This is a genomic window from Stenotrophomonas sp. pho (assembly GCF_006228405.1).
GTDB classification, from domain to species: Bacteria; Pseudomonadota; Gammaproteobacteria; order Xanthomonadales; family Xanthomonadaceae; genus Stenotrophomonas; species Stenotrophomonas sepilia.
Genome location: NZ_CP029759.1, coordinates 883,646 through 903,623 on the forward strand (window position 1 = coordinate 883,646; position 19,978 = coordinate 903,623).

The 19,978-nt window shown below is 66.5% G+C and carries 12 protein-coding genes and 5 pseudogenes; 13 read left to right on the forward strand and 4 right to left on the reverse strand.

Features of this window, described 5'->3' with window-relative positions:
- Positions 1-106: 106 nt before the first annotated feature.
- On the reverse strand, positions 107-1,126 hold the full coding sequence (locus DL544_RS04080) for a zinc-binding alcohol dehydrogenase family protein (RefSeq protein WP_139726768.1): 1,020 nt from the start codon (positions 1,124-1,126) through the stop codon (positions 107-109).
- 356 nt (positions 1,127-1,482) lie between these two features.
- Here DL544_RS04080 and DL544_RS04085 point away from each other — a divergent pair, with 356 nt between their 5' ends.
- The 4 genes from DL544_RS04085 to DL544_RS04100 all read left to right on the forward strand — a co-directional run bounded on the left by DL544_RS04085 (position 1,483) and on the right by DL544_RS04100 (position 4,546).
- Positions 1,483-2,574, forward strand: coding sequence for an OmpA family protein (locus tag DL544_RS04085; protein ID WP_005415437.1), 1,092 nt, complete (start codon positions 1,483-1,485; stop codon positions 2,572-2,574).
- A 218-nt stretch (positions 2,575-2,792) separates the two neighbouring features.
- Positions 2,793-3,299 (forward strand): hypothetical protein, encoded by a 507-nt coding sequence (locus DL544_RS04090; protein WP_005408235.1) that lies wholly within the window; start codon positions 2,793-2,795, stop codon positions 3,297-3,299.
- A gap of 20 nt (positions 3,300-3,319) precedes the next feature.
- Positions 3,320-4,126 (forward strand): pseudouridine synthase, encoded by an 807-nt coding sequence (locus DL544_RS04095; protein WP_032953965.1) that lies wholly within the window; start codon positions 3,320-3,322, stop codon positions 4,124-4,126.
- An 84-nt stretch (positions 4,127-4,210) separates the two neighbouring features.
- Positions 4,211-4,546, forward strand: coding sequence for a hypothetical protein (locus DL544_RS04100; protein ID WP_053501208.1), 336 nt, complete (start codon positions 4,211-4,213; stop codon positions 4,544-4,546).
- Positions 4,547-4,635: 89 nt separating this feature from the next.
- Here DL544_RS04100 and kbl read toward each other — a convergent pair.
- Positions 4,636-5,842: pseudogene (gene kbl / locus DL544_RS04105) on the reverse strand (glycine C-acetyltransferase).
- A 205-nt stretch (positions 5,843-6,047) separates the two neighbouring features.
- On the opposite strand from kbl, the gene DL544_RS04110 reads away from it, so the two are divergent.
- The gene (locus DL544_RS04110; protein ID WP_111176494.1) at positions 6,048-6,743 is read left to right on the forward strand and encodes a TorF family putative porin; all 696 of its coding nucleotides are present in this window, start codon (positions 6,048-6,050) and stop codon (positions 6,741-6,743) included.
- A 179-nt stretch (positions 6,744-6,922) separates the two neighbouring features.
- Here DL544_RS04110 and tdh read toward each other — a convergent pair whose 3' ends face one another.
- Complete coding sequence (gene tdh / locus DL544_RS04115; protein ID WP_005415442.1) at positions 6,923-7,945, reverse strand: L-threonine 3-dehydrogenase; 1,023 nt, start codon at positions 7,943-7,945, stop codon at positions 6,923-6,925.
- A 399-nt stretch (positions 7,946-8,344) separates the two neighbouring features.
- Between tdh and DL544_RS04120 the strand changes: the two are divergent.
- The 7 genes and pseudogenes from DL544_RS04120 to DL544_RS04150 all read left to right on the forward strand — a co-directional run bounded on the left by DL544_RS04120 (position 8,345) and on the right by DL544_RS04150 (position 16,943).
- A pseudogene (locus DL544_RS04120) lies at positions 8,345-10,506 on the forward strand (S46 family peptidase).
- 200 nt (positions 10,507-10,706) lie between these two features.
- Positions 10,707-11,351 (forward strand): histidine phosphatase family protein, encoded by a 645-nt coding sequence (locus tag DL544_RS04125; protein WP_005415444.1) that lies wholly within the window; start codon positions 10,707-10,709, stop codon positions 11,349-11,351.
- 41 nt (positions 11,352-11,392) lie between these two features.
- Entirely contained in the window at positions 11,393-12,664 is a 1,272-nt protein-coding gene (gene folC / locus DL544_RS04130) for a bifunctional tetrahydrofolate synthase/dihydrofolate synthase (protein WP_139726769.1), read from the forward strand.
- A gap of 80 nt (positions 12,665-12,744) precedes the next feature.
- Positions 12,745-13,787 (forward strand): annotated as a pseudogene (locus DL544_RS04135) (SPOR domain-containing protein).
- Between the two features lie 46 nt (positions 13,788-13,833).
- Positions 13,834-14,612: pseudogene (locus tag DL544_RS22315) on the forward strand (CvpA family protein).
- Between the two features lie 30 nt (positions 14,613-14,642).
- Positions 14,643-16,109, forward strand: coding sequence for an amidophosphoribosyltransferase (purF, locus tag DL544_RS04145; RefSeq protein WP_139726770.1), 1,467 nt, complete (start codon positions 14,643-14,645; stop codon positions 16,107-16,109).
- A gap of 9 nt (positions 16,110-16,118) precedes the next feature.
- A complete protein-coding gene (locus tag DL544_RS04150) occupies positions 16,119-16,943 on the forward strand; it encodes a ferritin-like domain-containing protein (protein ID WP_065179519.1) in 825 nt (274 codons plus the stop codon).
- Positions 16,944-17,007: 64 nt separating this feature from the next.
- Here DL544_RS04150 and DL544_RS22320 read toward each other — a convergent pair.
- A pseudogene (locus DL544_RS22320) lies at positions 17,008-18,464 on the reverse strand (DUF2235 domain-containing protein).
- 225 nt (positions 18,465-18,689) lie between these two features.
- On the opposite strand from DL544_RS22320, the gene DL544_RS04160 reads away from it, so the two are divergent.
- Complete coding sequence (locus DL544_RS04160) at positions 18,690-19,943, forward strand: M12 family metallo-peptidase (RefSeq protein WP_065179517.1); 1,254 nt, start codon at positions 18,690-18,692, stop codon at positions 19,941-19,943.
- Positions 19,944-19,978 lie beyond the last annotated feature (35 nt).

Here is a 19,978-nt window from a genome sequence, read left to right on the forward strand (position 1 = left end):
CATCCATAGATACAGATGCCGGCCAATCCGCCGCTACAGATAGCGTCGATCCCGCGTAGAGGCTGTGGTGTAGAGCCGAGCCCCTGATCGGCTCCGCACTGCGGCGTCAGTCGTCCCAGCCGACCAGCGCCAGCTTGCCCACCGTGCGCCCGCTGGCCAGGCGCTGATGCGCGATGTCCAGGTTGGCCGCATTGATCGTGCCCAGCGTCTCATTGAGCGTACCGCGCAGCTGGCCGGCATCGATCATGCTGGCCGCACGGCTGAGGATGCGGTGCTGTTCGATGCAGTCGGCGGTGGCGAAGCGCGAACGCGCGAACATGAATTCCCAGTGGATGCCGATGCATTTGGCCTTGTAGGGATCGCCGATGCGCAGTGCACCCCGCGGCTCGACGATCAGGCCGACGTGGCCCTGCGGTGCCAGCAGCTGGCCCAGTTCATCCCAGTAGTGGTCGGTGTCGGCCAGATTGAGCGCGACCTGCACCGCATCGATGACCAGCGCCTGCAACTGGGGCTGCAGTGGCTGCCGATGGTCGATCATATGCGCGGCCCCCATCTGTCGGCACCAGTCGATCGAGGCCTCGCGCGAGGCGGTGGCGATCACCTCGAAACCGGCATGGCGTGCCAGCTGGATCGCCATCGAGCCGACGCCGCCGGCGCCGCCGATCACCAGCAGGTGCTGGCCCACGTGGCGGCGGCCATCGAGCTGCAGCGGCATGCGCTGGAACAGCAGTTCCCAGGCTGTGAGAGTGGTCAGCGGCAGCGCGGCCGCTTCAGCGAAATCGAGCGTGGTCGGCTTGCGGGCGACCAGGCGCTCATCAACCCACTGGTACTGGGCGTTGCAGCCCGGTCGGGTCACGTCACCGGCGAAGTAGACCTCGTCACCGGAGGCGAACAGGCTGGCCTCGTCACCGATGGCTTCGACCACGCCGGCTGCGTCCCAGCCGAGCACCCGGGGAACCTCAAGGGTGGCTGGATCGGTGGCGGCCCGCTGCTTGCCATCGACGGGGTTGACCGAAACCGCTTCGATCCGCACCAGCAGATCGCGGCCGCGAGGAGGCAGCGGCGGTGGCAGGAGGACATCACGCAGGGCGGGCGCGTATTCACGACTCAGGGCGACGGCTTTCATCACGGCTCCGGCTGGGTTCGTGATCCCATCATAAGGTTCCTCACGTTTCCTCAGACGCGCTGAACCGTGTGATGCAGCACGTTGCGCAATATGTCGCTTCTCGCACCTAAACCCCGTCAAACCCTTGCAGCGTGTGGGTCTTGCGGATTTTCATCATCCTGTATAGGGTTTCAACGTCGGACCGGTGGACGGTCGGGCGCAACACTTCACATGTTACGGGACTGTTAACATGGCCTTCACCCGCCTGAGCATAATGTTCGCGGCGGTGGCGTGCTGAATCGGCTGTCGAACATCGACGCACTAGTGCTGGCCCATGCCTCTACCGGTTTCATACCCCGAAATAGGAGCTGTATTCAATGAACAAGAAGATCCTTACTGCCGCGCTGCTGGGCGGCCTGGCTTTCGCCCAGGCAGCTTCTGCGCAGGAGTTCGATGACCGCTGGTACCTGACCGGTTCGGCCGGCTTCAACTTCCAGGACAGCGACCGTCTGACCAATGACGCTCCGTTCGTGACCCTGGGCCTGGGTAAGTTCATCAGCCCGAACTGGTCGCTGGACGGTGAGCTGAACTACCAGAACCCGAACTTCGACAGCAACCAGGACCTGAACTGGTCGCAGTACGGCATCTCGCTGGACCTGCGTCGCCACTTCATCAAGGAAGGCCGCGGCTGGAACCCGTACATCGTCGGTGGCCTGGGCTACCAGAAGTCGGAAGAAGAGTACGCTGCGCTCGACAACAACGGCCCGCGCCAGCGTAAGGACGGCAATGTTGCTGCCAAGCTGGGCGTCGGCCTGCAGACCACCTTCGACAAGCGCGTTGCTGTCCGCGCCGAAGTGGCCTACCGCGCTGACTTCGACGACCAGAGCATCGCCGCACGTGACGAAAGCTGGTTCGGCGACGTGCTGGCTTCGGTCGGCGTCGTGATCCCGCTGGGCCCGGCTCCGGTCGCGGCTGCTCCGGCTCCGGCTCCGGTTGCCCCGAGCTGCGCCGACCTGGACGACGACGGTGACGGCGTCAACAACTGCGACGACAAGTGCCCGAACTCGCAGCCGGGTCAGACCATCGGTCCGGACGGTTGCCCGGTTCCGGTCTCCATCGACCTGAAGGGCGTCAACTTCGACTTCGACAAGTCGAACCTGCGTCCGGACGCCGTGGCGATCCTGAGCGAAGCCACCGAGATCCTGAAGCGTTACCCGGATCTGCGCGTTGAAGTTGCCGGTCACACCGACTCGAAGGGTACCGACGCTTACAACCAGAAGCTGTCGGAGCGTCGTGCTACCGCCGTGTACAACTACCTGACCAAGAACGGCGTTGACGCCGGTCGCCTGGTCGGCCCGATCGGCTACGGCGAGAGCCGTCCGATTGCTCCGAACACCAACCCGGATGGTTCGGACAACCCGGAAGGTCGCGCCAAGAACCGTCGTACCGAGCTGAACGTCCAGAACTAAGTTCTGACGCTCTGCCCGTAGGACACAGCAGGACCCGGCTTCGGCCGGGTCTTGTTGTTTCTGCGGCCAGGACGCTCGCCTGTGACGCGGCAAGGCAACCGTTCGTCGGTCTTTTGTCCGTAAAACCAATAAGTTGTCGTATTCATTGAAAGTGGCGCTTGAAAGCTGACGCGGCATTGCTAAACTCGCCGCGTCACTTCCTTCCGTGGATGCCCCTCATGCTGCGCTCTGCATCGGCCGCCGTCCTGGCGCTGGCCCTGGTTCCCGCCGCCCACGCTGCGGTCGATTGCTCGGTCAACACCAGCGCCTCGCCGCTGCCGTTGCCGGCCACGACCATCGCGCCAGTGGCCGACGAGCTGTACATCCGTGGCAACCAGCTGGGCATGCCGGCCGGTGTGCTGAGCAGCAACTACGATCCGTCGCAGTCGCTGGACCAGGTGCTGCAGCGCCTGCGCATCGACGGCTGCCAGAACATCGCCAAGGCCATTCCGAGCGCACCGGCGGTGAAGCCGAACGATCCGGCGGCCTACAAGCCGCAGACCGAATTCGACAACACGCCCTGGCGCTTCGACATGAGCCAGAACGGCAAGCGCATGACCGCCGAAGAGTTCGACGCCTGGATGAAGGCGCGCGGCGTTCGCGTGGTCAAGGCGCGTCCGGCTCCGGCCGCCACTCCGGCCCCGGCCGAAGCACCGGCTGAGACCAAGCCGGTCGACAAGAAGTAAGCGCCGCGGGGAGCAGAGGCTTGCGCACGCGCCGCCCACCTGCCGCCCCCGCCTCCCGCTCCCGCGCACCGCGTGGGCGTGCGACTCCGGATGTCTCCAGTGGCGTGCGCCATGGCCTGGCGCGCGTGCTGTCCAAGGCGGGTGTGTGCTCGCGCAGCGAGGCCGCGCGCTGGATTGCCGAGGGCCGCGTACGCGTGTCCGGCCGCATCGTTCGTGATCCCGAGTTCCCGATTGCCAGTCCGCCCCCGCCGATCGAGGTCGACGGCCAGCCGATGGGGGCGCCGCAGCGCCTGTACCTGATGCTCAACAAGCCGCGCGGGGTGGTCACCACGGCGCAGGACGAGCGTGGTCGCGACACCGTGTATCGCTGCTTCGATGGTGCCGGCCTGCCGTGGATCGCGCCGGTCGGGCGCCTGGACAAGGCCAGCGAAGGCTTGCTGTTGTTCAGCAATGATCCGCAGTGGGCGGCGCACCTGACCGATCCGGAGACCGGCCCGCAGAAGACCTATCACGTGCAGGTGGATCGTCTGCCCGATGAGGACACCCTGGCCGCGCTGCGCGCCGGTGTCGAAGACGCGGGCGAGCTCCTCGCCGCCCGTGCCGTGCGCGTACTGCGCAGTGGCGACAAGACCGCATGGCTGGAGGTGGTCCTCGACGAGGGCCGCAACCGCCATATCCGCCGCCTGTTGGCGGCCTTCGACCTGCAGGTGCTGCGCCTGGTCCGGGTCGCGATCGGTGGGCTGGTGCTCGGCGATCTCGGCAAGGGCCAGTGGCGGGTTCTGCAGGTCAGCGACCAGCAGCGGCTGGGGGCCGCTGCACCGGGCTGATCATCGCCCGTGGCCGGCAGTTGCCGGCCGCCGTTCCAGGCGTAGGGGGCGCCTGGCTGTCGACATTCCCGAACGGAGCCTGCCATGTACCACCTGACCCTCAATCAAACCCTGCGCTGTGCAGGCCTGCTGCTGCCGATGGTGCTGCTGGCCGCCTGCGGCGGCCACAAGAAGGTGGCCAAGGCGGAAACGCCTGCCGAGACCCCGGTGGTGGAAGTGAAGACCCCGGAGCTGGATGGTCGCGGCAGTTACCGCTTCCTGATGAGCAACGGCGACAAGAAGATGACCGCCGATGAGTTCGATGCCTGGATGAAGGCCAACGGCATCCGCGTTGCCAAGGGCAATGGCCAAGACGCTGCCGCCAAGCCGGTAGTGGTGGCCAGCAAGGAAGAGCCGAAGGGCAAGAAGAAAAAGAAGTGACGCCAGTGGGTGCCGACCTCGGTCGGCACGCTTTGACCGTGCGGGGTCAGAACCCTTTCCTGCGGAAAGGGATCCGACCCCGGCCGTGATCAGCCCTTGACCACGCCCAGTTCGACACCGATGCGGGTGAACGCATCAATCGCCCGGTCCAGGTGCTCGCGGCTGTGCGCGGCGCTGATCTGGGTACGGATGCGGGCCTGGCCCTTGGGCACCACCGGAAGAAGAAGCCGATCGCGTAGATGCCTTCTTCCAGCAGGCGCTCGGCGAACTTCTGCGCCAACGGTGCGTCATACAGCATCACCGGGCTGATCGGATGCACGCCCGGCTTCACGTCGAAACCGGCGGCGGTCATCTTCTCGCGGAAGTAGGCGGTGTTCTCGGCCAGGGTGCTGCGCAGGTCGTCAGCGGCAGCCAGCATTTCGAACGCCTTGATGCCGGCGGCCACCACGTGCGGCGGCAGCGAGTTGGAGAACAGGTACGGGCGCGAGCGCTGGCGCAGCAGTTCGATCACCTCGGCGCTGGCGCAGGTGAAGCCGCCCAGTGCGCCGCCCATGGCCTTGCCCAGAGTGCCGGTGATGATGTCGATCTTCTCCAGCACCCCTTCACTTCGGCCGAGCCGCGGCCGGTGGCGCCAAGGAAGCCGGTGGCGTGGCATTCGTCGATGTGCACCAGGGCGTTGTACTTCTTTGCCAGCGCGGTGATCTCGTCCAGCGGCGCGATGAAGCCATCCATCGAGAAAACGCCGTCGGTGGTGATCAGCTTGGTCTTGCAGCCGGCGGCATCGGCGGCCTGCAGCTGGGCTTCCAGATCGGCCATGTCACAGTTGGCGTAGCGGAAGCGCTTGGCCTTGCACAGGCGCACGCCGTCGATGATCGAAGCATGGTTCAGTGCATCGGAAATGATCGCGTCGTTCTCGCCAAGCAGCGGCTCGAACAGGCCGCCGTTGGCGTCGAAGCAGGCCGCGTACAGGATGGTGTCCTGCTTGCCGAAGAAGTCGGCGATCTGCTTTTCCAGCTGCTTGTGCAGGTCCTGCGTGCCGCAGATGAAGCGCACCGAGGCCATGCCGAAGCCGTGGGTATCGAGTGCGTCCTTGGCGGCCTGGATCAGGTCCGGATGGTCGGCCAGTCCCAGGTAGTTGTTGGCACAGAAATTCAGCACCTTGCGGCCGTCGTCGAGGGTGATCTCGGCCGACTGCGGGCTGGTGATGATCCGCTCGGACTTGAACAGGCCCTGGGCGCGGATGGCGTCCAGTTCCTCGGCGTAGTGGCGGGTCAGGGCGGAGGAGGCGTCGGTCATGGCGTGGGCACGGCTCTGAACGGGAAACCGCTGATTCTAACGGGCATCGCCGCTTGCCGACCGGCCCGGGCGGGGCATCGCCACGGCCGGCACATGTTGCATCGCAATAGCAAAGTGGTTAAAAATTCGTGAACCGGAGCTGTCCCGTTCCGGCCGATACGCCCGCCCTCGGCCTTCCACGCCACCGCCCCCACCGGAGACGCTCATGAAGCACGCCCGTGCCTGCCTCGCCATTGCCGCTGCCTTGACCCTGGCTGCCCCGTTCGCCGCCAGTGCCCAGGAAAACGAATCGCCGTACAGCTGGAACGTCACCGCCGTGTCGGACTACCTGTTCCGTGGTGTCTCGCAGACCGACGAAAAGCCGACCCTGCAGGCCGGTTTCACCTACACCTCGCCGGTAGGCCTGTATGCCGGTGTCTGGGGGTCGGGCGTGGACTTTGGTCCGGGCGACCCGAACACCGAGGTCGACTACCAGATCGGTTACGGCGTGGACGTCACCCCGCGCGTCAACTTCGATGTGCTGCTGAACCGCTATACCTACATCGGTGCCAGCAACCAGAACTACAACGAGCTGGTGACCACCACCACGCTGGATGAGACCTACAAGCTGACCGTGGCCTACACCAATGACCAGTGGAACAGCGGCACCGACGGTTGGTACTACGGTGTCGGCGGCCAGTGGGGCCTGCCGCGTGACTTCACCCTCAACGCCAATGTCGGCCGCAGCAGCTTCGAGAAGGGCCTGGCCAAGGACTACACCGACTGGAACGTCGGCGTCAGCCGCCAGTTCGGCCTGTTCAACGTCGGCCTGGGCTACTACGGTACCGACGGCAATGGCCGTGACAACTCGGGCAAGCTGGCACACAGCCGCGTGCTGCTGACCGTGGCCGTCGGCAAGTAACCCTTGCTTCGGTAGGTGCCAGGCTTGCCTGGCATGCTTTACGAAAAAGGCGCCCATCGGGCGCCTTTTTCAATTCCGCAGTGTTCTTGATCCCATCCGGGGAAGAGCCCCCTTGTTGTTCAAGGGGGCGCGCCAAAGGCGCGGGATAAGGAAACATGCGGGGGAACTGACCCTTCGGGTCAATTCCAGCTGAGCACGACCTTGCCGGCCTTGCCTTCTTCCATCAGGTCGAAACCCTTCTGGAAGTCGTCGATCGGCAGCTGGTGGGTCATCACCTTGCCGAGCGGGAAGCCGGACAGCACCAGCTGGGTCATCTTGTACCAGGTCTCGTACATCTTGCGGCCGTAGATGCCCTGCACGGTCAGGCCCTTGAAGATGATCTTGTCCCAGTCGCAGCCGGCGCCCTTGGGCATGATGCCGAGCATGGCGATCTTGCCGCCGTGGTACATGCAGTCGAGCATGTCGTTGAACGCACGCGGGTTGCCGCTCATTTCCAGGCCCACGTCGAAGCCCTCCATGTGCAGTTCCTTCATCACGTCCTTCAGCGACTGGTTGGCGACGTTGACCACCCGGGTGGCGCCCATGTCGGCGGCCAGCTTCAGGCGGAAGTCGTTGACGTCGGTCACCACCACGTTGCGCGCACCGATGTGCTTGCAGATGCCGGCAGCGATGATGCCGATCGGGCCCGCGCCGGTGATCAGCACGTCCTCACCGATCACGTCGAATTCCAGTGCGCAGTGCGCTGCGTTGCCGTACGGGTCGAAGAACGCGGCCAGCTCCGACGGGATCTGGTCCGGGATCGGCCACAGGTTGCTGGCCGGCATCACCATGTATTCGGCAAAGGCACCATTGACGTTGACGCCGATGCCGACGGTGTTCGGGCACAGGTGCGGGCGGCCGCCGCGGCAGTTACGGCAGTGGCCGCAGACGATGTGGCCTTCGGCCGAGACGCGCTGGCCGATCTCGTAGCCGGTCACGCCCGGGCCGATTTCGGCAATGCGGCCGACAAATTCATGGCCGATGGTCAGGCCCGGCTTGATCGTGCGCTGGCTCCACTCGTCCCACAGGTAGATGTGCAGGTCGGTACCGCAGATCGCGGTCTTCTCGAGCTTGATCAACACCTGGTTGGGGCCCGGAGTCGGCACCGGAACCTCTTCCATCCAGATGCCCTTGGCTGCTTCGCGCTTGACCAGGGCCTTCATCGTTTGCTGCGCCATCGGGGTGGAACTCATCAGGGGGAAAGCGCGGATTATAGGGTGCCGCGCGGATTTCCCATGTTGCGCTGCGGGTGCAGTGGCGGAACGAAAGGCGTGCGCCGGCGGGCGTTTCGAACGTGCTGCAAACAGCAGCGCCTCCTTGATTCCGGGGGAGGGGGCGTGGTCACCCTGGCCGGGACACGCAAAAGCCCATCCATGGTGCTCGATGGCGCCATCCATGGCGCCAACGGTCCCGGCCAGGGTGACCACGCCCCCTCTGGACGATTCCATGTGCGCGGCCGACGTGCGCATGGCAGAGCAAGAAGCAGGCCCATGACTTCCGGGGTTCGGGCCGGGGCAGGGCAGCGGGCTACAATCGAGGGTTCCACTACCAGGGGCCGCTCCATGCGCTCGAACCTGCTTGCATTCTCCATCGTCGCCAGCCTTGGGCTGGTCCAGGTCGCCCACGCCGCAGAAGGCATGTGGGTGCCGCAGCAGCTGCCGGAAATCGCCGGGCCGCTGCAGAAGGCCGGCCTGAAGCTGTCCCCGGAGCAGCTGGCCAACCTGACCGGTGACCCGATGGGTGCGGTGGTTGCGCTGGGGGCTGCACCGCCAGCTTCGTCTCGCCGCAGGGCCTGGTGGTCACCAACCACCACTGCGCGTATGGCGCCATCCAGCTCAATTCGACCGCGCAGAAGAACCTGATCAAGGACGGCTTCAACGCACCGACCCTGAAGGATGAACTGAGCGCCGGCCCGAACGCCCGCGTGTTCGTGCTCGACCAGATCACCGACGTCACCGCCCAGGCCAAGGCCGCCATCGCCGCCGCAGGCAACGACCCGCTGGCCCGCAGTCGCGCGCTGGACGCCTTCGACAAGGCCCAGGTTGCCGCCTGTGAAGCCGATGCCGGCTTCCGCTGCCGCCTGTACAGCTTCTCCGGCGGCAACACCTATCGCCTGTTCCGCAACATGGAAATCAAGGACGTGCGCCTGGTCTACGCGCCCCCGGGCAGCGTCGGCAAGTTCGGCGGCGACGTCGACAACTGGATGTGGCCGCGCCACACCGGCGATTTCTCGTTCTACCGCGCCTACGTCGGCAAGGATGGCAAGCCGGCCGCCTTCGCCGCCGACAACGTGCCGTACCAGCCCAAGCACTTCCTGAAGTTCGCCGACCAGCCGCTGGGCGCCGACGACTTCGTGATGGTGGCCGGCTACCCGGGCCGCACCAACCGCTATGCGCTGGCCGGTGAGTTCAACGAAACCGCCAGCTTCACCTACCCGACCATCGCCAAGCACTACAACGCCGTGCTCAAGATGATCGCCGACGCCGGCAAGGCCGACGCCGACGTCAAGGTGAAGTACGCCGCCACCGCCGCCAGCATGAACAACGTGGCCAAGAACTACCTGGGCCAGCTGGAAGGCTTCAAGCGCATCGACGCTGCCGGCCAGAAACAGGCGGAAGAGGCCGCCGTACTGGCGTGGCTGAAGAAGCAGGGCGCTGCCGGCAAGCCCGCGCTGGCCGCACATGCGCAGCTGCTCAAGCATCTGGATACCAGCAAGTCGACCCGCGAACGCGACCTGTTCGTCGGCCAGTTCAACAACACCTCGGCCGTTGGCGCGGCAATCACCCTGTACCGTCTGTCGATCGAGCGCAGCAAGCCGGATGCCGAGCGCGAAGCCGGTTACCAGGAACGCGACCTGACCACCATTGAAGGTGGCCTGAAGCAGATGGACCGCCGCTACGTGGCGAAGATGGACCAGCAGCTGCAGGCCTACTGGCTGGAGCAGTACGTGGCCCTGCCGGCCGCGCAGCGCGACAATGAAGTGCTGAACAAGTGGCTGGCCGGTAGCGATGCCAACGCAGTCAAGGCGCTGGTGGGCAAGCTGTCGGGTACCGAGCTCGGCAGCCTGGACGCACGCCTGAAGTGGTTCAAGGCCGACCGTGCCGCGTTTGAAGCCAGCAGCGATCCGGCCATCCAGTACGCCGTGGCTGTCATGCCGGCACTGCTGAAGCAGGAAGAGCAGAAGAAGATCCGCGAAGGTGAATCGCTGACCGCGCGTCCGCTGTACCTGCAGGCCGTGGCCGACTACAAGAAGAGCCAGGGCGAGTTCGTCTACCCGGACGCCAACCTGTCGCTGCGCATCACCTTCGGCAACGTCATGGGCTACGGCAAGGACGGCGTGAAGTACACCCCGTTCACCACCCTGGAAGGCGTGGCGGCGAAGGAAACCGGTGAAGATCCGTTCGATTCGCCGAAGGCGCTGCTCGATGCGGTCAAGGCCAAGCGTTATGGCGGCCTGGAAGACAAGCGCATCGGTTCGGTGCCGGTGAACTTCCTGTCCAACCTGGACATCACCGGCGGCAACTCGGGTTCGCCGGTGCTGGACGCCAACGGCAGGCTGGTCGGCCTGGCATTCGACGGCAACTGGGAATCGGTCAGCTCCAACTGGGTGTTCGACCCGGTGATGACCCGCATGATCGCCGTCGACAGCCGCTACATGCAGTGGATCATGCAGGAAGTGGCGCCGGCGCCGCAGCTGCTGAAGGAACTGAACCTGGCGAAATAAACCGGTTGCGGTAGTGCCGGCCGCTGGCCGGCAAACCCGACCCGATGGCCGGGAATTCCGAAACCCCGCGACCCACGTCGCGGGGTTTTTTCATGCCCGCCCCGACCCGGCGCGCCGAACAGGTATCATCCGTGTTCCGCGCACTTCACAGGATGTGAACGAAACGCGGGAACCTCCTCCCCCCAGGACCCCTTGCACGCATGCGCATCCTGCTTGCCCGCCACGGTGAAACGCCGTGGAACGCCGAAGGCCGCTATCAGGGCCAGATCGACATCCCGCTGTCGCCGATCGGCGAAGCCCAGGCCCAGGCACTGGGTGCCCGCCTGGCCTCGGTCGACATCACCCGTGCCGTCGCCTCGCCGCTGTCGCGCGCGCAGCGCACCGCGCAGCTGGCGCTTGGCGCCGCCCGTGCCGACATGCTGCTGACCGAGCCGGAACTGCAGGAAATCGCCCACGGCGAATGGGAAGGGCTGCTGGCCAGCGAGATCCACGAGAAGGATCCGTCGCGCCTGCAGGCCTGGCGCGAGGAGCCGGATACCGTGCTGATGCCCGGCGGCGAATCGCTGCGCCTGGTGCTGGAGCGCAGCTGGCGCGGCCTGGCCCGCGCCACCGACGGCCTCGGCGAGCACGACACCCTGCTGGTGGTTGCCCATGACGCGGTGAACCGCGTGATCCTGTGCAAGGTGCTGGGCCTGCCGATCTCCCGCCTGTGGACCTTCCGCCAGGCACCGACCACGCTCAACCTGCTCGAAGGCGCCGACCTTGACAGCCTGGAAGTGGTGCGCCTGAACGACTGCGCCCACCACACGCCGTTCTTCGGCGAAGCCAAGCACCGCGCACTCTGATCGATCCCCTCGCACCAACTGCTTCTGCTGGAACCGCTGCCGTGACGAACACCCCGACCACCCTGGCCGACTGGCTGGACTACATTGAACGCCAGCATCCGGCGAGCATCGACATGGGCCTGGAGCGCGTGCGCGCCGTGGCCACGGCGATGGGCCTGGGGGCGCCGGCCAAGCGCACCATCGTGGTCGGTGGCACCAACGGCAAGGGCTCCACCGTGGCCTTGATCGAAGCCATTGCACGTGCCGCCGGCTGGAAGGTCGGCGCGTACACCTCGCCGCACCTGCTGCGCTACAACGAGCGCGTGCGCATCGACGGCCAGGACGTGGACGATGCCGCGCTGGTCGCTGCGTTCAGTGCGGTCGAGGCCGCGCGTGGCGAGACCACGCTGACCTATTTCGAGTACGGCACGCTGGCTGCGCTGCAGCTGTTCGCCGACGCCGGGCTGGACCTGGCGGTGCTGGAAGTGGGCCTGGGCGGCCGCCTGGATGCGGTCAACATCGTCGATGCCGACGTGGCGGTGATCACCACCGTGGACATCGACCACGCCGAATGGCTGGGCGAGGACCGCGAGGCGATCGGCACCGAGAAGGCCGGCATCATCCGCGGCTGGAAGCCGGTGATCCTGGGCGAGACCGACCCGCCCTCGAGCGTGCTCGCGCGTGCCTACCTGGTCGGTGCCAACGCGATCCGCGGCGGCAGCGATTACTTCTACGAGCCGATCGACGCCCAGCGCTGGCGCTGGCGCGACGTCGGCCTGCGCATGGAGCTGCCGACCCCGGCGCTGGCCGGCCCGATCCAGCTGGCCAATGCCGGTGCGGCCATCGCCGCGCTGCGCGCGCTGGACAAGCCGGTGCCGCGCGCGGCGTGGGCCGCCGGTATCGCGGCGGCGCGCATTCCGGGCCGCCTGCAGGCGTTCGAGCGTGGCGGTGTGCAGATCCGCGTCGACGTCGGGCATAACCCGCAGGCGGCGGGCCAGCTGGCGCGCGCGCTGAAGGCCGAGGCGTCGGCCGGGCGCACCTTGGCGGTGTATGCCGCATTGCAGGACAAGGACGCGGCGGGTGTGGTGCAGGCATTGCAGGGCGTGGTTGGCGAGTGGACCCTTGCCGGCCTGGACGGCCCGCGTGGCCAGAGTGCCGCCCAGTTGCAGGCGCGCCTGGCCGAGACCGCTGCTGGCAGCGCGCAGCTGGCCGCTTCGGTCGAACAGGCGCTGGCGCAGGTACTGGCCCGGGCCGAGCGCGGTGACCGCGTACTGGTGTTTGGCTCCTTCCATACCGCTGCCGCCGCGTTGCAGTGGTTGCAGGGCAGCGCCTGAGCCACGTTCAGCCAATCCCGACGCCGTCCGGTCCGGCACCCGTATAATCGACCGCAACCTCCGGACAGTTGCCGCCTCACGTGGATACGCCTCTGAAACAGCGTCTGATTGGTGCCATCGTGCTGGTTGCACTGGCCGTGATTTTCCTGCCGATGCTGGTCAAGGGGCCTGCACCGGACAGCGGCGTGGCCTCGGTGCCGATCGCCGCGCCGGATGCACCGGCCGATGGCCAGTTCGAAACCCGTGAACTGCCGCTGGTGGCCCGGCCGGTGGGGCTACCGGCCTGCAGACCGGGCAGGCCAAGCCGCTGCAGGAGGCCGCCACGCCGGCCACGCCGCCGACCGTGGACACGTCCCCGGCGGTTGCCGCTGGCAACTACGCCGTCACTTTCGGCGCATACGGCAGCAAGGCCGACGCCGATGCCGTGATCGCCTACCTGCAGCGCTCGCAGCTGCCGGGCTTCGCAGAAGCGACTACCATCAACGGCCGTCAGGCATGGCGTGTGCGCGTGGGGCCGTATGCCGACCGTGCACAGGCCGAGGCGGCCCGGCTGCAGGCGGTGAAGATCCGCGCCGATGTGAAGGCCGAAGTGATCACTCTGGATGCCGCTACGGGCAGCAGCGCCCCGGTGGCAGCTACCCCGGCACCGGCTACGCCAAGCGCCAGTACCCCGTCCGCAGCCACCTCGCCGTCCGCCAGCAGCAACCCGGTGCGTAGCGAAAGCCTGCCGCCGAGTACGCCGACTGCGACGGCCACTCCGGCGGCCAAGCCCGAGCCGCCGAAGCCGGCGCCGAAGCCCGAAACCCCGAAGCCCGAGCCGAAGCCGGAGGCCACCGCCAGCAAGCCGGCGACGGCACCGGCCACGCCGGCTGCACCGGCGGCCAGCGGCGTCGGCTTCGCCGTGCAGCTGGGCGCGTTCGGCCAGGCCAGCGATGCCAATGCGCTGCGTGACAAGGTCCGTGCTGCCGGCTTCAGCGCCTTCGTCGAGCAGGTGCGTACCGAAAAGGGCACCCTGCATCGCGTCCGTGTCGGACCGGTGGCCAACCGGGCTGACGCCGAACAGCTGAAGGCGCAGGTCGCCGCCAAGGTTGGCGTCGCCGGCATGGTCCGACCGCACCCATGACCGACGTGCAGGCCCGTTGCCAGCGCCGCCGAAGGAGCGGGGCGCCATGATCGACGTGGTGCTGCTGATCGTGATCGCTGCCTCGACCCTGCTCGGGATGCTGCGTGGCTTCGTGGGAATCGTCATCGGCACGTTGTCGTGGCTGCTGGCCGCGTGGGCGGCCTTCGCCTTCGGCAACGATGCCGCGCGCTGGTGGGCGGCACCCGCGGCACCTGGCGGCGAACATTTCGTCGGCGGCTACCTGGGCGTGGGTATTGGCGTGATGATCGTGGTCGCGGTGATCGGCATGGTCATCAAGGCGATGATCCACCGCAGCATGCTGACCAGCCTGGACCGGTTGCTGGGCGGTGTACTGGGGCCGTGCGCGGTGGCCTGATCGCGGCGATCCTGGTGCTGCTGGCCGGCTTCACCCCGCTGACCGCCGAGCCCTCCTGGAAGCGCTCGGCGGTTCGCCCGGTGCTGAATCCGGCCGTGGCCTGGATGAACGGGAAGCTGCCGCACTGGCAGGTACCCGGCGCCGACATGCTGCCCAAGGCCTTGCCGACCGACATGCTGTCCCCATCTGCATTGATGGAATTGGGGAAGAACGCAGGCGCCGGGTTGGGAAAGCCGGGCGCGGCAGGCGATAATGGCATCCTCAACCAGGTAGTGGCGGGCGGCGGATGGCTGCGGCCCGCGAAAGCGGAACAGGGCGATGCATACGATCCGGCCGAAGTGCGCCCGGACGCCCCAGCACTGCCGGACAGTATCGAGCCGGACGATCCGGCCAATGTCGACCGCAGGCGCGGCGACCACCGCGGCCAGGTACGGCCACCTTCCTTGTAACTGGGCACAGCCCAGCGGAGACCTCGCACCATGTGTGGCATCGTCGGAATCGTCGGCAACCAGAACGTCGCCGGGCAGTTGTATGACGGCTTGACCGTTCTCCAGCATCGCGGCCAGGACGCGGCAGGTATCGCCACCGCCAATGGCAGCCGCCTGCGGGTGCAGAAGGCCACCGGCCTGGTCCGCGATGTGTTCGACGCCCGCACCATGTCCACGCTGGAAGGCAGCGTCGGCATCGCGCACGTGCGCTATCCGACGGCAGGTTCGGAAGGCATGGACGAGGCACAGCCGTTCTACGTGAATTCGCCTTACGGCATCGCGCTGGCCCACAACGGCAACCTGATCAACACCGAGGCGCTGCGCCAGCAGGTGTTCGAACAGGACCGGCGCAACGTCAACACCGATTCGGACAGCGAAGTGCTGTTGAACGTGTTTGCCTACGAACTGGAGCAGCAGCGCCAGCTCAGCCCGGAAGCCGCGATCCGCGCGGTGGCCGGCGTGCATCGCCGCTGCAAGGGCGGCTATGCAGTGGTCAGCGTGGTGCTGGGCCTGGGCCTGGTGGCCTTCCGCGACCCGCATGGCATCCGTCCGCTGGTGCTGGGCAAGCGCAGCCACGCAGAAGGCGACGAGTACATCGTGGCGTCCGAGTCGGCCGCGCTGGACGTGCTGGGTTTCCAGCGCGTGCGTGACGTGCAGCCGGGCGAAGCGCTGGTGATCACCGCGCGCGGCGAGCTGTTCTCGGAAATCTGCGCCGAGCCGGCCGAGCACACCCCGTGCATCTTCGAATACGTGTACTTCGCGCGACCGGATTCGATGATCGACAACGTCTCGGTGCACAAGGCACGCATGCGCATGGGCATCAAGCTGGGCGAGAAGATCCTGCGCCTGCGCCCGGACCACGACATCGACACCATCATCCCGATCCCGGATACCTCGCGCGATGCCGCGCTGGAGATCTCCAATGTGCTCGGGGTGAAGTACCGCGAAGGCTTCATCAAGAACCGCTACATCGGCCGCACCTTCATCATGCCGGGGCAGGGGGAACGCGTGAAGTCGGTGCGCCGCAAGCTCAACCCGATCCACCTGGAGTTCCGCAACCGCGTGGTGCTGCTGGTGGACGATTCGATCGTGCGTGGCACCACCAGCCAGCAGATCGTGCAGATGGCCCGTGATGCCGGCGCGCGCAAGGTCTACCTGGCCAGCGCCGCGCCGCCGGTGCGTTACCCGAATATCTACGGCATCGACATGCCGGCGGCCGAAGAGCTGGTCGCGCACAACCGCACGGTGGAAGAGATCGAGGCCCACCTGGGCTGCGACTGGCTGATCTACCAGGACCTGGAAGACATGGAAGCGGCGGTGAGCGAAGGCAACCAGGCGCTGCGCAGCTTCGATTCGTCCTGCTTCAACGGCCACTACCCGACCGGTATCGAGCCGGGCTACTTCGAGCGCATCCAGCAGTTGCGTTCGGACGATGCCAAGCACAAGCGCCGCGCCTGAGGATCAGGCGTGGTGGATGTGCCCGACGTTGGTGGCGACCTGCTGCGCGCTGCGCAGCAGTGCCTGGCTGAAGCCGATCCGCTGCGCAAGGTCGCATTGACCCAGGCGTATGCGGCCGCGTTCCGTGCCGGCCGCCTGAAGGTGGCCGCGGATGCGCCGCCGCCGGATCCGATCTGCATGCCGGGTCGTCCGGGACGACTGGTGCTGGTGCATCCGCGCGAGGTGCCACGGCGTGGACTGGGTGGCGTGGAAGGGCGGGCTGCCTTCATCCACGCGATTGCCCATATCGAGCTCAACGCGATCGACCTGGCCTGGGACGCGGTGTACCGGTTCCGGGGCCTGCCGTCGGCGTTCCATGCTGATTGGGTCAGCTGTGCCGATGACGAATCGCGGCATTTCATGCTGCTGCGCGAGCGCCTGCAGGTGCATGGCCACGACTATGCGGATTTCCCCGCACACAACGGTCTGTGGGAAATGTGCGAAAAGACCGCGCATGACGGCCTGGCGCGCATGGCGCTGGTGCCGCGCGTGCTGGAAGCGCGTGGCCTGGACGTCACCCCGGGCATGATCGAGAAGCTGCGCAATGTCGGCGATGGCGAAACCGCCGATGTGCTGGAGGTGATCCTGCGTGAGGAAGTGGCGCATGTTGCCGCCGGTTCGCGCTGGTATCGCTGGTACTGCGACCGCGCCGGTGCCGAGCCGCGCACGCGTTTCAAGGAGCTGCTGGTGGAGTACGCCGGCGGCTACCTGCACGGGCCGTTCAACATGGAAGCGCGCCTGCTGGCCGGATTCGATGCGGACGAACTCGCCAACCTGGTCGAGCAGGCCGGTTGAAGAAAAGGGGACGGAGGGATCAAGTCGTTTGTGCCAAAACGACTTGATCCCTCCGTCCCCTTTTTCATGCGTTCGGCAGTACCACGCGCTTGCCATCCACCGTTGGCCGGTTGATGTAGAACAGGCCGGGGCCCGGCCGGTACGGCAGCTCGCTGACGCCGGCATCGGCGGCGTAGGTCAGTACGGTGTCGCCCAGCGCGTCGAAGTTCCAGTGCGCCGACTGCATCAGGTAACGCCGCCGCAACAGCGCCTCCTGGGTTTGCGTCAGTGGCTGTCCGGCCACCAGTCGTCGTGCGATGGGTTGCAGGGCGGACGGCAGCTCCCAGCCGGGGACTGCGTTGGCATTGGCCGTCCATCGCACGCCGGCATCAATGGCATGCTGCTGCATCACCTGAAGCGCGATCAGCTGGTAGCGCCAGTCGATGCGCCGGCGCAACACCACGGCCGCCGTCACGTACAGCACCGGTGACAGCACTACGCTGCGGCTGCCGGCGCGACGCTGTTGCTGCCACTGGTGCCAGACATCCACCCAGACTTCCTTTTCGTCCAGGCCCAACTGCTGCCGCCAGCGCTCGGCGTCGGCCTGCGCCTCGGCGTAGGCCGTGGTCGCCTGCAGGATCGCCAGCGGTGGCGTCTGGTACTCGGCCACGTTCGGGCGGCGCAGCAGCTGCCGGCGCGGGCGACTGAGCAGCTTGGGCCCTTCTTCGAGCTGGTTGTAGCCGCCGCCGATGTTGGCGTGTACGCCGGGCAGGGCGATCTCGGTGAACGTTGGCGCCACGCTGGTCAATGGATAGTGCTGGCGATGCTCGTCACGCGCGCTCAGTTGCAGCACCTGCCTGGCAACGCCTGCATGCAGCGCGAGATGAGGTTGTTCGTCGGTGCGGCCACCGCTGACCGCAACCACCGTGTCGAACAGGCCGATGAAGCGCAGCGGCGGAGCGGCCGGGGCGAAGTCCGTTGTGCAGGACAGGCCAGCGGCCTGCAACAGCTGCCGCCAGCGGGTGCGATCCCAGGCCTGCAACTGGTTGGCCACATCGCGCGCGGCGGCCGCGCCCGTGAAAAGCCGAACAGATCCAGCTGCACGCCACGCAGTGGTCGCTGCCAGCGTGCAGCAAGTGCACCCAGTGCCGCCGGCAGCAGCACCTGCAGCGCACGCTGCACTTTGGCGCGCACACCGCTGGCGCCAATGCCGAACGCCAGTCCGATCAGGTCGTCGTCGGCGTCATCGCGGGTACCGACACCTTCCACGTAGATCGACAGGGACGGGGGCGCCGATGTCCCGCTGCGGCTGTCCGGGTACAGCTGCTGCAGGCGGGCGATGTTGGTCAGGCCATTGTCGTAGCTGCTGGTCAACCGGCTCTGGTAGGTCGAATCGTCATCCGCACGCAGCTGCGCCGGGCGCGGCTGCGGCAGCTGGGGCCTGCCACGGGCCAGGTTGTGTGCGTTGTTGCGGGTGCCATCGAAGAACAGCCCGATCCGCAGCAAGCCGACATCTTCGTCCGTGTCCTGCGATGGTGCCATGTGCATTCCCCGTCGTGGCTGCGTCACGGTAGCGCGAAAGCGGTGTGTTAGCGACGTGTAGTAACGCTTTTGACCTTACTTAACCCAGATGCGGTCGATCACAAATCCTGATTTTCACTTCTCTCGCCTATTGAATTCACACGACCCGCGCAGGCCATATGACCAGACCCGGCACACCGGGTCGTGCTGCATCAACGCTGTTCACATCATTCAAGGAGCGACGCAATGTTGTCCAGATCGATTGGCAAAGCGGCAGGTGGCCTGGTGTTGGGTTTGTCGGTGGCAGCGGCCGCGCATGCGGCACCGTTGTTCGAGCCGGTGACGGTCATCAGCCGCGCATCGGCAAACAGCGAGCCCGCACTGGGCAAGCTGCTGGCCACCCCGTCCACGGCGACGGTACAGGAAGTGCGTGTCGATGCAGCAGCTACTGCACAACCGCAGCTGGAATTCGAACTGCTCGGCCGGCGGGTGCAGGCGGTGCGCAGCAAGGTCGAAGCACTGCCCGATGGCGGCAGCATCTGGTACGGCCAGTTCCGTTCGCCCTCGGACAAACTGACCGCGGCCACCTCCAACGGCCAGGACGACCCCGGCAATTCGCTGATCCTGGTGCGCTCGGGCGACACCGTCACCGGCTCGATCCGCAAGGATGGAAAGCTGTATCGCCTGCGCCCGTTGGGCAACCGCCACGTGCTGGTGGAAGTGGATGAATCGCGGATGCCGGCCGACCATCCGGCCGACTACAACCAGCTGCCGAAGATCCCGATGGGCAACAACGATCGCATCGGCATCGCGCAGGCATCGTCCGGTACGCCGGCGACCATCCGTGTGCTGGTGGTAGCGACCAATGCCGCCGTCGCCGCCTATGGCGGCAACATGCAGTCGCTGGTGCAGCTGGCGGTGGCCGAGTCCAACCAGGGCTACGGCAACAGCAACGTCGGCCTGACGCTGCAACTGGCCGGTTACGAGACCACCAGCTACAGCGAGTCTGGCAACTTCACCACCGACCTGTCGCGTTTCCGTGGCACCAGCGACGGCTACATGGACAGCATCCACACCAGCCGCAACACCACTGCGGCCGATGTCGGCGTGCTGCTGATCAACAACAGTGCCTACTGCGGCCTGGCCTCGGGGATCGGCTCTACCGCGTCGACGGCGTTCGCGGCGGTGTACTGGGATTGCGCGACCGGCTACTACTCATTCGCGCATGAGATCGGCCACCTGCAGAGCGCGCGGCATGACATCGCCACCGACCCGAGCACATCGCCCTACACCTATGGCCACGGCTACCGCTATGAGCCGTCCAGCGGCACCGGCTGGCGCACTATCATGGCCTATAACTGCACCCGCAGCTGCCCGCGCCTGAACTACTGGTCCAACCCGAACATCAGCTACAACGGCATCCCGATGGGCAATGCCAGTACCGCTGACAACCAGCGCGTGCTGGTCAACACCAAGGCCACCATCGCGGCCTTCCGCTGAGGCCAAGCGCCGACCAAGCGGCGGCGTCTACCCGG

Bases quoted from the DNA above. Each gene is read 5' to 3' on its own strand.
- DL544_RS04090 (WP_005408235.1), top strand. From the start codon at position 2,793: ATGCTGCGCTCTGCATCGGCCGCCGTCCTGGCGCTGGCCCTGGTTCCC.
- DL544_RS04110 (WP_111176494.1), top strand. From the start codon at position 6,048: ATGAAGCACGCCCGTGCCTGCCTCGCCATTGCCGCTGCCTTGACCCTG.
- purF (WP_139726770.1), top strand. From the start codon at position 14,643: ATGTGTGGCATCGTCGGAATCGTCGGCAACCAGAACGTCGCCGGGCAG.
- tdh (WP_005415442.1), bottom strand. From the start codon at position 7,945: ATGAAGGCCCTGGTCAAGCGCGAAGCAGCCAAGGGCATCTGGATGGAA.
- DL544_RS04085 (WP_005415437.1), top strand. From the start codon at position 1,483: ATGAACAAGAAGATCCTTACTGCCGCGCTGCTGGGCGGCCTGGCTTTC.
- DL544_RS04125 (WP_005415444.1), top strand. From the start codon at position 10,707: ATGCGCATCCTGCTTGCCCGCCACGGTGAAACGCCGTGGAACGCCGAA.
- DL544_RS04160 (WP_065179517.1), top strand. From the start codon at position 18,690: ATGTTGTCCAGATCGATTGGCAAAGCGGCAGGTGGCCTGGTGTTGGGT.
- DL544_RS04100 (WP_053501208.1), top strand. From the start codon at position 4,211: ATGTACCACCTGACCCTCAATCAAACCCTGCGCTGTGCAGGCCTGCTG.
- DL544_RS04080 (WP_139726768.1), bottom strand. From the start codon at position 1,126: ATGAAAGCCGTCGCCCTGAGTCGTGAATACGCGCCCGCCCTGCGTGAT.